The following is a 15,228-nucleotide window of genomic DNA, read 5'->3' as shown; positions in this document are numbered from 1 at the left end:
CCAATGATCAACGCAACAGCAGCAGGGGTTGCCGGGTTTTTAGCAGCATCTTGGCGGTGATGCTCCCCATTAGCAGATCACGCAGGCGATTGTGGCTGAAAGCCCCCATCACTGTGAGGTCAATCTGGTGTTCTGACTGATAGGCAATCAAAGCTTCAACCGGACTGCCCTCCAGGTGGCTGGCTGTAACCGCCAGCCCCACAGTATCCAGCTCAGCGCTGGCCTGTGCCAGCAGCTTCTCCGCCACATCCGCAGGTCCCACATTGACCAGATGGCAGGACATCTGCCGGAACAGAGGGCTCTCTGCCACCAGCGACAGGGCCTTGCGCGCGGCTTCGCTACCATCGTAAGCAAGCATAATGCGCTTAGGTGGCTGGAATTCCCGGTTAACCACCAGAATCGGCTTGTGCAGGGCACGCACCACCGTCTCCAATTGCGCACCCAGGCCCTGGTCAGAATCCGCGTGCTCTTCACCGCGAATACCGAGCACCAGCACACGAATCGAATCCTCAAGCTCCACCACGGACTCGGGCAAGCTGTCGTGGCGCTGGCAGCTCATTACCTGCTCCACTCCAGCAGCCTCAACGCGAGTACGCGCGGCCTGCAACATCAGTTTGCCCTGTTTTACCAGCAACTGCGCGCGCTGTTGCTCCAACGCGGTCAGCTCTTCCAGTAACTCTTCCTGGCTGCCGAGGCCTATGCTACCGGTGAAGTCCGTTACCGCAGGGACCTCACTGCGTTCGATGTTATGCAACAGCTTTAACGGCGCACCCAGGCTATCGGCCAGCCAGGCCGAATAATCACAGACTGCGCCGGTGTAATGAGAGCCGTCGATACAGGAGAGTATCAACGGCGGTGTAGCACCACTACCAAAGGAGTTATTGTTATTGTCGCTGTTGCTTACGGCCATCAATGTCCTCCAAGAACCCGTTCAATTTCCTCGGGTTTATCATGTACGCCGAACCGGTCGACGATTGTCTCACTGGCTTGGTTAAGTCCCACCAGCTCTACCTGGGCGCCCTCGCGACGGAATTTCAGCACAACTTTGTCTAGAGCGTTCACCGCGGAGATATCCCAGAAATGTGCGCGGCTGAGGTCGATCACTACCGTATCCACGACTTCTTTGAAGTTGAATGATGCGGTGAATTTATCGGCGGAATTAAAGAAAACCTGCCCAATCACTTTATAGGTTCGACGACTCTGCGCCTCGTCCAGTTTACTGCTTACATACATAAAGTGGCTGACTTTGTTGGCAAAAAATAGCGCGGCCAGCAACACCCCAACAAACACACCATAAGCTAGGTTATGGGTCCACACTACCACAATCACAGTGGCCAGCATGACCAAATTGGTGGAAAGCGGATAGTGTTTCAGGTTGCGAATGGAGCTCCAATCAAAGGTGCCGATAGAGACCATGATCATGACCGCCACCAGGGCCGCCATAGGGATCACAGCCACCCAGTCACTGAGGAACACCACCAGGGTCAATAGGCCAATACCGGCTACCAGGGTCGAGAGTCTACCGCGACCGCCAGACTTCACGTTGATTACCGACTGGCCAATCATGGCGCAGCCGGCCATACCACCGAGGGAGCCGGCAGCGATATTGGCAATCCCCTGCCCCTTACACTCGCGGTTTTTATCGCTGTTGGTATCGGTCAGGTCGTCGACAATGGTTGCCGTCATCAGAGACTCCAGCAGACCGACCACAGCCAGGCCAGCGGAATAAGGGAAGATAATCTGCAGGGTTTCAAAATTCAGCGGTACTTCGGGCCAGAGGAAGATCGGCAGAGTATCCGGCAGTTCACCCATATCGCCGACGGTACGAATATCCAGCCCCATAGTTACGGCCACTGCGGTGAGCAGTAGGATACACACCAGCGGTGAGGGCACCGCTTTACCAATCACCGGAATATAGGGGAAAAGATAGATAATCCCCAGGCCCGCTGCGGTCATGGCGTAGACCTCCCAGGTGCCACCGATCAACTCGGGCATCTGCGCCATAAATATCAGAATGGCCAGGGCGTTCACAAACCCGGTCACCACCGCCCGGGACACAAAGCTCATCAGGCTGCCCAGCTTGAGGTAACCGGCAATAATCTGCAGTACCCCGGTGAGCAGCGTCGCCGCCAGCAGATACTGCAAGCCGTGCTCCTTCACCAGCGTCACCATCAGCAGTGCCATGGCCCCCGTGGCCGCGGAAATCATGCCCGGCCGGCCGCCCACAAAGGCGATCACTACGGCGATACAGAAGGAGGCGTAGAGTCCAACCCTGGGGTCCACCCCCGCAATAATAGAGAAGGCGATCGCCTCTGGAATAAGAGCCAGGGCCACTACCAGGCCTGCGAGAACGTCGCGACGTATATTGCCGAACCAGTCGGCTTTGGTCGATGAGAGCAACGATGGAAGGAACATAAACGCAATAAATTTGAACTGATCAAAAAAAGGCCGCGCACTCTACCACATGCACAGTCCCCCCGCATAAATCCCCACTACAGACCAAAGATTCAGCGGATAGACCTTCGCCTTCAGTCTCCCCAGCCCTAGCTTTATCCATCTTCCCCGGCCTCTTAGCACTAGCGGACAAAGCGGACAGCGGACACTTTTTGCGGACACCCTCGAAAAAGCCCTGCACTACCAACAAGCCAAAAAATTCATATTTTTCAAGGAGTTAGAAATTATTTCAAAGTTGGCACACCCCTTGCTGAATACCCGGCAAAACCAGTTTTTTTGATTTGCATCCGAATAGAAAATTTTTTGCATCCAAGTTGGAAAAGCAAAAGCCCCAATTAGAGAGTAATGGAAAGCGAGATGATCAGAGACACTTCCAGGCAAGATACAAAAATCGAAGCCGTGCCGCTGTGGAAGAATCCAAAAGTAATTAAGAGTACCCTCGGCCTCGGCCTGGCCACCGCTTTCCTCACCTGGGGTATCAGCGCCTGGCATAGCACCAGCTCCGTGGATAACACCCTATCTCTATCAAGGATCAATATCGCCCAAGTGGAGCGCGGTGATCTAGTGCGCGACCTGGTGGTTCAAGGCAAAGTCGTCGCCGCCAACAGCCCCACCCTGTTTAGCCCCGCTCAAGGTATCGTGAAGTTTTCCGTGAAAGCCGGAGATAGCGTAAAGGCCGGTCAGATCCTCGCCAGCGTCGACAGCCCAGAGCTGTCCAACCAACTGGCCCAGGAAAAGGCGCAACTGAACCAGCTCGGTGTGCAGCTGCAACGGCAGAAAATCCAGGCCAAACGCCAACAGATGGAGAACGAGCAAAAAGCCGACCTGGCCAAAGTCGATCTCACTGCAGCTAAGAGGGAGTTAAAGCGCTCCGAACTCTCGATGGAAAAACAGATTATCTCCCTGCTCGATTTTGAACGCAGTAAGGACGAAATGGCCCGTGCCCAGCTGGAATACCAACAGGCCGTACAAAATGCAGAGCTGGAGAAAGAGTCTCTCACCTTTGAAACCCAGACTCTGGAGTTGCAGCTATCACAACAACAACTGCAAGTGGAGGAGTTGGAGCGCCGTGTGCGCGAGCTGCAGATCCTCTCTCCAGTGAATGGCACTGTCGGCAGTCTCGCCGTCACCCAACGCAGTGCAGTGCCCGCTAATTCACCGCTGATCACTGTAGTGGATCTCACCAGTTTCGAATTGGAAGCCGCCGTGCCAGAAAACTACGCCGACGACCTGGGTCTGAATATGGCCGTGGCTATCAACCTTGGAGGACGTGAACTGCCCGGCGAAATCACCGCGATATCCCCTGAAGTCATCGACAGCCAAGTCATCGCCCGGGTGCGCTTTAGCGAGGGACAACCCCAAAACCTTCGCCAGAACCTGCGTCTCACCGCTCGCGTACTGCTGGAGAACCGCAATGATGTGTTGCTGGTAAAACGTGGAGGCTTTCTGGATCAGAGTGGCGGCCGCTTTGCATTCCGTCTCAACGATCAACAACAAGCAGAGCGCGTTGCCATCCAAGTCGGCGCGCTGGGATTGAAGCAAGTGGAAATTGTTTCCGGCCTGCAAGAGGGCGATCAAATCATTATTTCCGCCTCCGAAGGATTGGATACGGCACAACTGGTTGCCCTGAAAGAATAGGCCAAACAAGACATTCGACACGCGCAAGCTACTCCCATTCAGCTTCCGCGATTCATTAACGATTTAAGAAATTCAGTGATAAACAAGGAATATCGCCATGCTTAAAATGCATAACGTCCGCAAGAGTTTCCGTACAGACACCATAGAAACCCATGCCCTGCGCGACTTCAGCCTGGAAGTAAAGGAGGGGGAATTTGTCTCTGTCACCGGACCCAGTGGTTCAGGCAAAACCACCTTTCTCAATATCGCAGGGCTACTGGAAACCCCAACCGGTGGCCAATATTTACTGGACGGTGAAGACGTCAGCAACCTGAATGACCGCCAGCGCTCCCGCCTGCGCAACGAGAAAATCGGCTTTATTTTTCAGGGATTCAACCTGATTCCAGATCTCAACCTATTCGACAATATCGATGTGCCTCTGCGCTATCGCGGCTTTAATGCTAAAGAGCGCCGTAAACGCATCGAAAAAGTTCTGGAACAAGTAGGTCTATCTGCCCGAGCTAAGCACCTTCCAGCACAGCTGTCCGGTGGTCAGCAGCAGCGTATCGCCATCGCCCGTGCCCTGGCCGGCGAACCGCGCTTCCTGCTCGCGGATGAGCCCACCGGAAATCTCGACTCCCTGATGGCGCGCCAGGTTATGGAGCTTCTGGAGTTTATCAATGAATGGGGCACCACTATCGTGATGGTCACCCACGACCCCGAGCTGGCCCGCCGCGCGCATCGCAATATTCAGATTGTGGATGGGCAAGTGTGTGATCTGCGCCCGGTCACCAAGCAACCTGAAGCCGCTACTGCTTAAGGAGCCTGCAGTAATGATTGGATACTATATTTCCCTGGCACTGCGCAGCCTGCGCAGTACACCGATATTAAGCGCACTAATGGTCGCGGCCATCGCAGTGGGTGTTGGTGCCTCCATGACAGTGCTTACTTTGAACTACACGATGTCAAAAAATGCTCTTGAGCATAAGGATGACGTACTTTTCGCAGTACAACTCGATGGCTGGGATGTTAATAAAGCCTACGATAGCGCCAACGAAATTCCCTGGCAGTTGACCTTTAAAGATGCCGAGGCCCTGCTGCGTTCCGATATTCCCACCCACCAAGTGGCTATGCATCGCTATGGTTTCACCGTGGAACTGGAAGATTCTGCAACCCGGCCTTTTACCGCAAACACCCGTGTAACCACCCGTGATTTCTTCGCCCTATTCGATGTTCCTTTTATCTATGGCGGTACCTGGGCTCAGACTGCCGACAATTCGCCCACGCAAGTTGTGGTGCTTTCCAAAGCCACTAATGAAAAATTATTCTCGGGGAAAAACAGTGTAGGCAAAACAGTCGTATTAAATAGCCTGCCTTATACTGTCATTGGCGTTATTGATACCTGGAAGCCCTCACCCAAAGTCTACGATATAAATAACAGTCCTTTCGCAGAGGTCGAGTCCCTTTTTGTGCCTTTTGGTCTTCACCGCAAGCTGGAAATGCATAGCTGGGGTAACACTAATGGTTGGGACCACTCCAACCCTGAAAGCTATGATGAATTTCTGCAGAGCGAGTATATTTGGGTTCAGTACTGGGTAGAACTTAGCAACCACGAACAAAAAGAGCAGTACGAACAATTCTTAACCGCTTATATTCAACAGGAAAAACTACAGGGACGTTTTCAAAGGCCTCTTAAATTTGCCTTAAGCAAACCTTCGGAATGGCTAGTGCTCAACGAAGTACTCAGTGATGACAACCGCGTTCTGGGCTGGGTCTCATTGGCCTTTCTACTCGTATGTATTATTAATGCTGTAGCCTTACTCTTGGCCAAATTCTTGCGTAAAGCTCCCGAAGCAGGCGTGCGCCGCGCACTGGGCGCCAGTCGCAATGCCATTTTTACTCAGCACTTAATTGAAAGTGCCACCATCGGAATTATCGGCGGTATAACAGGCATTTTTCTTGCCATCTTAGGTCTCAGTGGCATCCGTTACCTTGCCATGGGACAAATTGATACGCTACCGACTATGGACTGGCTCATGATGATCGCAGCTATCGGTTTAGCACTTATGGCCAGCTTATTGGCAGGTTTCTACCCTGCTTTAAGAATAAGCCAAACCAATCCCTCCATTTATCTAAAAACCCAGTAAGGACGAACCATGCTTGAACTAAAACCCATGCTGTCCGCACTCTGGCGCAACAAGATCTCCGCACTACTAATAGCTCTACAGCTCGGACTAACCTTGGCAATTATTAGTAATACTGCAGTTATTATTCATGACAGGATTGAAAAGATAAGTCGCCCCACAGGAATAGATGTAGACAACATCATTACCGTAGGTTTGATGGCTATTCCCCAAGACTATGACTTCAAAGAAACCGTTCGTGCCGATATGGATCTTCTACGAACAGTTCCCGGAATTATAGATGCTTCCTACACCCAGCATATTCCGATCTCGCAGTCTGGCTCTTCCTCTAAGTACTTCAATAAACCTAATCAGGAAATCGGTGGCGAGCGCAGCAATTACTATTTTGTTGATACCCACTTTATCAACACAATGGATCTCAAACTGGTCGCAGGTCGTAATTTCACAGAAAATGAAGTTAGCATGGATAACTCCGACGAGTCTGATAAAAGCGCTGTAGTTATTATTACTCAGCAAATGGCAAATAGCCTTTATCCAGACCAAAACCCAATAGGAAAGCCTGTTTTCCCTGGAGCCAGCTCTGAACCAATGGAAATTATTGGAGTTGTAGAGCGCCACCTGGGCGCTTGGGTTGACTGGTCAAAAGCCGGTAACGTAATTTTTATTCCTGAAATTAAAAATAGACGCAATACTAAATATTTGGTACGCACAGAAAGTGGAAAGCGAGACGAGACTCTTAAAATACTTGCGGAAAAATTGTATGAGCGAGACCCCCAGCGAGTAATCACCGTCAAGACGCTATCTGAGCATGTAGACCGCAGTTACGCTATCGATAATTTGATGGTTAAAGTCCTCTCCGTTGTTGCAGCAATGCTCAGCTTTATCGTAGCACTGGGAATTGTCGGCCTGACAATCTTCTGGATTAATCAACGGGCCAAACAAATTGGCGTAAGGCGTGCACTAGGTGCAACCCGCAGTAATATCAGTCGTTATTTTCTGATTGAAAACAGCCTGATTGCCGCTACTGGTATTGCCCTGGGCAGTGCCGCAGCCTTAATCGCCAACCAATATATGGTGCGCGATTACTCCCAGCCGGTATTAACCCTGCTGCCACTCACTATCTGCGCTCTATTGGTACTGGTTGTCAGTCTTGCTGCAGCTCTAGCACCAGCACTGCGTGCTGCCAATATTTCCCCGGCGACTGCAACACGAAGTGTATAAAGATTGGACTTGGTGGTCAGCCTTCTTAATAGCCTGACCACTATTCTTAAGAAAACATAGAAGGATTTTTTATGCGCAATTATTTTGGAGCTGTAGGTTTTACAGCTATATCGCTTTTCATGTCCACAGCACTTGCCGAGCAGCACCCAGTCGTTGCCGGCCCTCAAGCCACAAAGGAATTAGAACAAGAAATCACAACTGTGGATTCACAACTGTTTGATGCAGTTTTCAACAGCTGTGACATCGACAAACTGAGCCAGCTTGTAACCGAAGACTTGGAAATGTACCACGATAAATGGGGAAAAACCGCAAGTTCAGCGCAAGAGTTTCTCGATGGTATTAGTGGGATGTGTGAACGACAAAAATCCGGCAGCGATATCAAGGCACGCCGCGAGTTAATTGCTAAAAGCGTAAAGATATTCCCAATCAACAACTACGGCGCGATCCAAACCGGAACGCATAATTTTTATGGTATTCACGCCAACAACAAAGAAGTACTGCGTGAAAGTGGTCAATTTACCCATCTCTGGCAAAAGGTAGATGGGCAATGGAAACTCGCCAGGGTGCTGAGCTTTGATCACCAACCTGCTAATAATAGCCAATAACTCCTAACACTTTGGTGAACGCCTTCCGCTGGGGCACATATTGCCCTAGCTGCAGTTCCCCCTTAATACCCACTCATTGCATAATGCTCAGCTTACAAGCTGGCTCTTGGCCCTATGGATAAAATACTCATTATCGACGATAACAGCGGTATCGTCTCAGCCCTAGAAATACTGTTGTCACTGCACGACCTACAGCCTCTCTGCGCCATTACCCCCCAGGCAGGTCTGCAGCTGTTGCGGGAAAACCGGGATATCAGCTTGGTGATCCAAGATATGAACTTCACCGCAGATACTACCTCTGGAGAGGAGGGGCGCGAATTGTTTTTTGCCATTCGCGAAATTAACCCGGATCTACCCATTATTCTTTTGACCGCCTGGACGCAATTGGAAATGGCTGTGGAGCTGGTCCGCGCCGGCGCTGCCGATTACCTGGGCAAACCCTGGGACGATAACAAGCTGATTTCCACCATCAATAATCTTCTTGAACTCGGTGAATTGCAAAAACGGCAACGGGCTTCCCAGCAAAAGGCCATCGATGCCCGCAGTGAATTACAGGATAAATTCGACTTGCGCGAGATCATCTACCGCAGCGATAAAATGCAACAACTGCTGGAGATGGCCACGCAGGTGGCCAAATCTGATGTACCAGTTCTAATTACAGGGCCCAATGGAGCCGGCAAGGAAAAAATTGCCGAAATTGTGCAGGCCAATTCCATGCTACGTGATCAACCTTTTGTAAAGATCAATGTGGGCGCCCTACCGGAAGAGCTGATGGAGGCAGAACTATTTGGTGCCGAGCCAGGCGCCTATACCGGCGCTGGTAATAAGGCCCGTGAAGGACGTTTCGAAGCCGCCGATGGCGGCACCCTCTTTCTCGATGAGATCGGCGAACTTTCTGCCAGTGGGCAGGTGAAGTTATTACGCGTACTGCAAACTGGCGAGTTCCAGCGGCTAGGTAGCAGTCAAACCCGCAAGGTTAAGGTACGAGTGATCAGTGCCACCAATAGCGATCTGCCCCAAGCCATCACTAATGGCAGCTTTCGCCAGGACCTGTTCTACCGCCTGAATGTGATTGAGTTGCGCCTGCCCCCCCTGTGTGAACGCCCCGAGGATATAGCCCCGTTGGCCATGAATTTTTTACAGGATAACGGCAGTTCAAAAAAACTCTCCCCCCAAGCGTTGACCGCCCTAACCCGCTATCAGTGGCCCGGCAATGTGCGTGAACTGCAAAACGTGATGCAACGCGCTTCGGTTCTCTGCCGTGGAGATACGATAGATGAAGCACTGCTTGCCCTGCCGAAACAGGCCTCAATAGATAGGGCCGAAGTACATTTCGAGCCCAGCCGCGAACTCCTACAGCAAACGCTGGCCAGCTGTAATGGCATTATCGCCCAAGCTGCCAGGGAACTGGGCATGAGCCGTCAGGCACTGTATCGCCGACTGGACAAACACGGTATTCCCTATTGATGTCGAAATATTTCTCTATGGAAGGCCGTATCCTCGCCTTCTCCATATTGGCTCTAGCCATCGCCGCCGGCCTGCCGTGGTTATTAAGCTTTATTGGCCTGGACGCCCGTCTCTCCTGGACACTGGGCCTTATCCTGGGAATTTGTACTCTTATCAGCCTGATACGTCTGGCACTAAAGCCCCTGACCTCCACCCTGAAATCCCTACAGGGTGGATTGCTCAACTTTCGCGATGGTGACTTTTCTATTTCACTGGTCTCTCCCCGGGATACTGAACTGAGCAAGATCACGAATTTATACAATGATATCGGCGAACACCTCAGGCGCGAACGCGCCCATATTTATCAGCGGGAATTACTTCTGGATACAGTAATACAAAGCTCTACCCAGGCTTTGATCCTGGTGGACCAGAGTGATCATATTATTTATTCCAACAGTAGCGCTAAAAAGTTACTCAATGGCGGGAAACCTATTCAGGGTTTACTGTTGCAAAAGTTGCTGCCCAACAGCCCGAAAGAAATTGCCAGCGCCATACAAAATTGGGATAACGGCCTGTTTAATTACACGGATAAATATGGCAGCCACTCCATGCATATTGGCAACAGCACATTTGTACTCAACGCCCACAAGCACCGCCTGATTGTTATGCGCGAGATGACAAAGGAGCTCACCAAGGCGGAAGTAGAGGTATGGAGAAAAGTGATTCGCCTGATTAGCCATGAATTAAATAATTCCCTCGCCCCCATCTCCTCCCTGGCCCACTCAGGAAAAATGCTGATCGCCAAACCGGATAAAGCCGCGGCGCTTGGAAAGGTGTTCGATATTATTGCCGAGCGCTGCAAACACCTGACTGAGTTCACCCAAGGCTATGCCAGCTTTGCCAAATTACCCCCACCAAGCTGTGAACAAGTCAGCTGGCAAGAACTTGTAGAACGTATAGCCCCCCTACAGAAATTTATTTTAAAAGGTGAACTACCAGAGCGACCGGGCTACTTTGATCCGGTACAAATAGAGCAAGCTCTACTAAATTTAATCAAAAATTCCCGTGAAGCGGGTTCCAGCAGTAATGATATCGAACTGTCGATTCACACTGATGGTCTGGGTCAACAACTGGTTATTGCCGACCGTGGTTGTGGCATGAGTGAAAAAGTGTTGCAACAAGCGCTGCTGCCATTTTTCTCCACCAAAGAACAGGGAGTGGGCCTGGGCCTCGCCCTCTGTAGAGAAATTGTCGATGCACACGGAGGGCACATTCAGTTAATGAACCGAAACGGTGGCGGCTTGCAAATCTCACTATGGCTACCCTGGGAGCAAGAAGCTTAATAGCAAAAATTTAAATTAAACAATTAAAATAGAAATTAAGCCTTCCAAGAAGGGTTAAGATAAAAAAATAATTCCAGAGTGTGCACCCACTATCTCAGTGCAAAGCAACGTAAATAACCGAGTAAAAAAATACCAAGTCCATCACAAAAAAAGTGCTGTGGCTCTTCCCTCTTACTTCGTTGAACAACATGGGGCTACTGAAAAGTTCAGCCGGCCCTTAAGGTTCGGGTAACGCACCGGCAAAGTGCCCTAAAATTTATAAAAATCTCCCGAGCTCTTTGTTAAAACAAAAATGAAAGAAGGGATCAATGCTAAAAGTAAATAGTCTGCTGCCCGTCAGCGCGCTTGCTCTCAGCCTGATGGCTGCGAACAGCTACGCTGCACCCTCACCTCAGCAACAAGGTGGCAATCAGTTCGACCTGGTAATCGCCAACGAAGCCAAGCTGATCGACATGCTCAAGCGCTCAGGCCGCATTAGTAAAAATGCATCCATTGGCGAAGCCGAGCGCACTCTACACCAGTTTCTGAAAGAACGTGCCAGTAAAAACCAGAACCTGGCCCAGGATTTGTCCAGTGAAACGGTACAAATGATGAAGCATGCCCGTGGCGGCAAGCATCCCAGATTAGGGCGCGGTAAAGGCAAGGGGCGCTTTCATGGCATCGGCCGTGCACCGGCACCTATTCAGCTCGAAAACTATGAAGGTGAGATGCGTACCGCGAAGGTTCTCGCGATCCTGATGGACTTCCCCGATTTCCCCCACAACAGCATTGAGCCAGGGGAAACGGATATGTACTACGAGGACTATGCCGCACAACACTATGCAGACCTGCTGTTCTCCCAACAGGGCTTCACTGGCCCCCAGGGTGAAAACCTACTGTCTATGCAGCAGTTCTACTGGCAGCAATCCGGCAATAGCTACTCCGTCGAAGGTGCAGTAGCAGGTTGGTACACTGCCAGTCAGCCAGCAGCTTTCTATGGCAACAATGAAAACGGCGATGCCCGTGCTCTGGTGCGTGAAGCACTGCAGGCTGCCGCAGCTGATCCCAGCGTTAACCTCGCTGACTTCGATATCGAAGACCGCTACGACCTTGATGGGGATGGCAACTATTGGGAAGCCGACGGCTTGGTGGACCACATTATGATCTTCCACTCCTCAGTGGGGGAAGAAGCGGGTGGCGGCCAGCTGGGAGAAGACGCGATCTGGGCGCACCGCTGGAATCTCGGCGATGTTTTCTCTATTGAGGGAACTACCGCATCAGTGGATTACTGGGGCGGCACCATGGCGGCCTACGACTACACAGTACAGCCTGCCGACGCAGCAGCAGGTGTTGTCAGTCACGAGTACGGCCACGACTTGGGTCTACCCGACGAGTACGACACCGATGGTTCCGGCCGCGGTGAACCCGTCTCCTCCTGGTCAATCATGTCCAGCGGCAGCTGGGCCGGTGTTATCCCTGGCTCAGAACCCACGGGTTTCTCTGCTTGGGCAAAGGAGTATTTGCAAACCAACCACGGCGGCAACTGGCTGCACGGCGAGACCATCGCCCTGCAAGATATTCCCCGTCGCGGCATCCCTCTCCTGCTTGACGAGGCGGTACACAAGGGCACCAATAACGATGCGATCCGTATCGACCTTCCCAAAAAGGAAGTGGTTGTGACCGTACCAACCAGCGGTGAATACGCCTATTTCAGTGGCAGTGACAACAACCTGCAAAACTCCATGGTAATCCCTGTCGACCTGACCGATGCTCAGAGCGCAAGCCTGACCTTCAAGGCCTGGTATGACATTGAGCAGGATTGGGATTACGGTGCGGTTATGGTTGACCTGGGTGAGGGCTTCGTCTCTATTCCCGGTAACATTACCACCGAGACCAGCCCCAATGGGCAAAACCCAGGCTTTGGTATTACCGGCAGCTCCAGTGGTTGGATCGATGCCGAATTTGACCTAAGTGCCTACGCTGGCCAACAGTTCAACCTGTCCATCGCCTATATTACCGATGCCTATGTAGCCAACCCCGGCCTGTTTGCCGATGACATCACCATCAATGTCGACGGCCAAGCCACCCTCTTCGATGATGCGGAGAGCGACGGCAACTTCAGCCTGACCGGCTTCAGCCGCCACCCCGGCTACAACCTCCACGACCACTACTACCTGTTGGAATGGCGTACCCACCGCGGTGTAGACCAAGGTCTGGCACACATAAATGTGGCCGGTCAAATGCTGACCTACAACGAGGGTCTCCTGATTTGGTATGTGGACACCAGCTATGAAAACAACTGGGTAGGTGTCCACCCCGGTAATGGCTTCCTCGGCGTAGTCGATGCAGATCAGCAGGTTCTGAAGTGGAGCGATGACTCCGTTGCATCTACTCGCTACCAGATCCACGATGCCACATTTGGTGTCGACTGGGCCCAGCGGCTGACACTGGACCTTCTGGAAGATTACGGCATCACCATGACCGATATCCACAACCGTCCCCAGCGGGTATTCAACGATCGCAGTAGCTTCAGCAGCGATGAGATCCCCGATGCCGGCCGCGCGATTACCCCTTACGGTTTGAAAGTTCGCGTGGTCACGCAGAGCAGAGACAAGTCGGTAGGTAAAATCCTTATCTCTCAGAAGTAATTCTGTTTTGAGATAAATCTGGAAGGCGGCCAGATGGCCGCCTTTTTTATAAGCGAATAAGATTTCTTCTTATTTCGTTTCCTTTCTGCAGCAATGCAAACCCTCCAGCAGAAATTCCAAACCGAGCTACTCTGAAATTCTGAAGACTAAAGCAAAGCGTTTTGGAAATTTTGCCAATGGAAAAACATCAGAATATTTCCCGCAGAAGGTTCCTTAAGTTATCCGGCGGTGCCCTGGCGATTCTTCCGGTTAGCATAATCGCCACTGATCGGGCCAGCGCCCAAATCAAGGCGACCAAGGAATCGGTCAATTACCAGGACACACCGAAAGATGGCAAGAAGTGTGTGGACTGCCAGCTATTTACACCACCCAATGCCTGCATAGTGGTGGAGGGCGATATCAGCCCCGAGGGCTGGTGTAGCCTGTTTGTTCTCAAACAGGGCAATGCCACTTCAGACTAAGCCGGCACCCGCAGCTCACCGCGCAGCTTGCTGACATCGGCGCGAGGCGGCAGGCCGAACATGCGGCTGTATTCACGGCTGAAATGGGAGGGGCTTTCGTAGCCCACCCGATAACTGGCGGAAGCTGCTTCCAACCCCTCTGAGAGCATCAGGCGGCGTGCCTCGTGCAGACGCAGTTTCTTTTGGAACTGCAGTGGCGACATGCGGGTTATCTGCTTGAAGCTGTGATATAGAGAGGACTCGCTCATATTGGCTTGTTCGGCCAGATCGCTGATACGCAGGGGCTCGGAGAAGCGGTCTTTAAGCACCTCTATCACCCGCGATACCCGGTTAGCCTGGCTGTCCGCCATGGCAAACTTGCGCATGCGCGCACCGATCTCACCCATCAGAGCCCGATAGATAATCTCCCGCCTCGCCATGGGCGCCAGTATTTGCGCGTCTGTAGGATTCCCTGCCAAGTGCACTAAGCGGCTCACTGCATCGAGAATGCCCTGATCCATTTGTGTTACACAGAGGCCGCAGCTGACCTCCGGGCAGTCATAGCCCGCTTCAATGCCGGGAGCCTTATCTCCCAGCTCCAGGACCAGGTCTGCCACCTCTTTGGGGTCAATAATCAACTTTACCCCAAGAAAGGGGACATCCTTGGAGGCCCGCTCTACTCGCCCCAAAATCGGCAAATGTACAGAAGTTGCGACATAACTGAGGGGCATATAGGAAATTTCCCTATCCCCCAACTCCAGGGTTTTGCTGCCCTGGATAATAAAGTTCAGTGAAGGCGTATAGACTGACGAGGCACAGGCGAGCGGCTCATTGCAGCGGATCAAGGCCAAGCCATCCAGCTCAGTCTCCGTCAAGCCTTGCTCTGGTGCCTGACGCATCAGGGTTTGGATCAGTTTTTGCCTGGTCGACTCCAACTCCGCCGGAATAACTTCTGCTACCGCTCTCTCTTCACTACTCATAGTTTTTCCTCGCGCCCGCGTGCCCTGGGCGGCATCAAACAAGGTGGCTGACAGTATACGGAGTTTTAGGCAACTCTCGCAGGAATTTGCAGGATTGGGCAATTACTGTGCAGCAATAGATAACTTACCGTAATCTCCTACCGTATAAAGCCGTGATAAATTCATTAATGACTCGTAAACCTAGTTATATATACAGTACTAATTGCTTGACTAAAAAGTCTTTCTCAGACTGTCACCTCACCGAGAAAAATAGAAATAGGCAATCAAGCCATAGTTACCGGATACCGCCCCCCTATTGCGCTCCATTAAAGTTGCCTCCCAACTGAGAGGAGTGCCAAACGGCCCCTCTCT

12 protein-coding genes are annotated in these 15,228 nt (G+C 51.7%); 9 read left to right on the top strand and 3 right to left on the bottom strand.

Translation table 11 applies throughout. The annotated features are described in order from the left end of the window. Positions 1-7: 7 nt before the first annotated feature. Entirely contained in the window at positions 8-910 is a 903-nt protein-coding gene (locus tag ACJJJA_RS05130; RefSeq protein ID WP_444903906.1) for a universal stress protein, read from the bottom strand. After that, positions 910-2,415 (bottom strand): SulP family inorganic anion transporter, encoded by a 1,506-nt coding sequence (locus tag ACJJJA_RS05125; RefSeq protein WP_152451629.1) that lies wholly within the window; start codon positions 2,413-2,415, stop codon positions 910-912. Before ACJJJA_RS05125 ends, ACJJJA_RS05130 begins: the two co-directional genes overlap by 1 nt. Before the next feature lie 396 nt (positions 2,416-2,811). Between ACJJJA_RS05125 and ACJJJA_RS05120 the strand changes: the two genes are divergently transcribed. From ACJJJA_RS05120 to ACJJJA_RS05080, 9 genes are all read left to right on the top strand, one after another. Further along, a complete protein-coding gene (locus ACJJJA_RS05120; RefSeq protein ID WP_444888069.1) occupies positions 2,812-4,092 on the top strand; it encodes an efflux RND transporter periplasmic adaptor subunit in 1,281 nt (426 codons plus the stop codon). A 97-nt stretch (positions 4,093-4,189) separates the two neighbouring features. Then, positions 4,190-4,891, top strand: a complete 702-nt coding sequence (locus tag ACJJJA_RS05115; RefSeq protein ID WP_444888068.1) for an ABC transporter ATP-binding protein — start codon at positions 4,190-4,192, stop codon at positions 4,889-4,891. Positions 4,892-4,904: 13 nt separating this feature from the next. Beyond that, complete coding sequence (locus ACJJJA_RS05110) at positions 4,905-6,218, top strand: ABC transporter permease (protein ID WP_444903905.1); 1,314 nt, start codon at positions 4,905-4,907, stop codon at positions 6,216-6,218. A gap of 9 nt (positions 6,219-6,227) precedes the next feature. Continuing rightward, a complete protein-coding gene (locus ACJJJA_RS05105) occupies positions 6,228-7,436 on the top strand; it encodes an ABC transporter permease (protein WP_444903904.1) in 1,209 nt (402 codons plus the stop codon). A gap of 71 nt (positions 7,437-7,507) precedes the next feature. Continuing rightward, positions 7,508-8,041 (top strand): nuclear transport factor 2 family protein, encoded by a 534-nt coding sequence (locus ACJJJA_RS05100; RefSeq protein ID WP_444903903.1) that lies wholly within the window; start codon positions 7,508-7,510, stop codon positions 8,039-8,041. 114 nt (positions 8,042-8,155) lie between these two features. Then, positions 8,156-9,508, top strand: a complete 1,353-nt coding sequence (locus ACJJJA_RS05095; protein ID WP_444891276.1) for a sigma-54-dependent transcriptional regulator — start codon at positions 8,156-8,158, stop codon at positions 9,506-9,508. After that, complete coding sequence (locus tag ACJJJA_RS05090; RefSeq protein WP_444903902.1) at positions 9,508-10,830, top strand: sensor histidine kinase; 1,323 nt, start codon at positions 9,508-9,510, stop codon at positions 10,828-10,830. Before ACJJJA_RS05095 ends, ACJJJA_RS05090 begins: the two co-directional genes overlap by 1 nt. A gap of 308 nt (positions 10,831-11,138) precedes the next feature. After that, on the top strand, positions 11,139-13,457 hold the full coding sequence (locus ACJJJA_RS05085) for an immune inhibitor A domain-containing protein (protein ID WP_444903901.1): 2,319 nt from the start codon (positions 11,139-11,141) through the stop codon (positions 13,455-13,457). Between the two features lie 176 nt (positions 13,458-13,633). Then, positions 13,634-13,918 carry a hypothetical protein gene (locus ACJJJA_RS05080; RefSeq protein ID WP_444883830.1) on the top strand — a complete coding sequence of 95 codons (285 nt, stop codon included), beginning with the start codon at positions 13,634-13,636 and terminating at the stop codon, positions 13,916-13,918. Here the strand turns inward: ACJJJA_RS05080 and ACJJJA_RS05075 are convergent. Then, positions 13,915-14,877, bottom strand: a complete 963-nt coding sequence (locus tag ACJJJA_RS05075; RefSeq protein ID WP_444888064.1) for an AraC family transcriptional regulator — start codon at positions 14,875-14,877, stop codon at positions 13,915-13,917. The two genes, ACJJJA_RS05080 and ACJJJA_RS05075, sit on opposite strands and share 4 nt — an antisense overlap. Positions 14,878-15,228: the final 351 nt, after the last annotated feature.

The organism is Microbulbifer mixtoriginis (SeqCode) (assembly GCF_052466865.1).
This window is presented reverse-complemented; position numbering and strand designations above follow the sequence as displayed.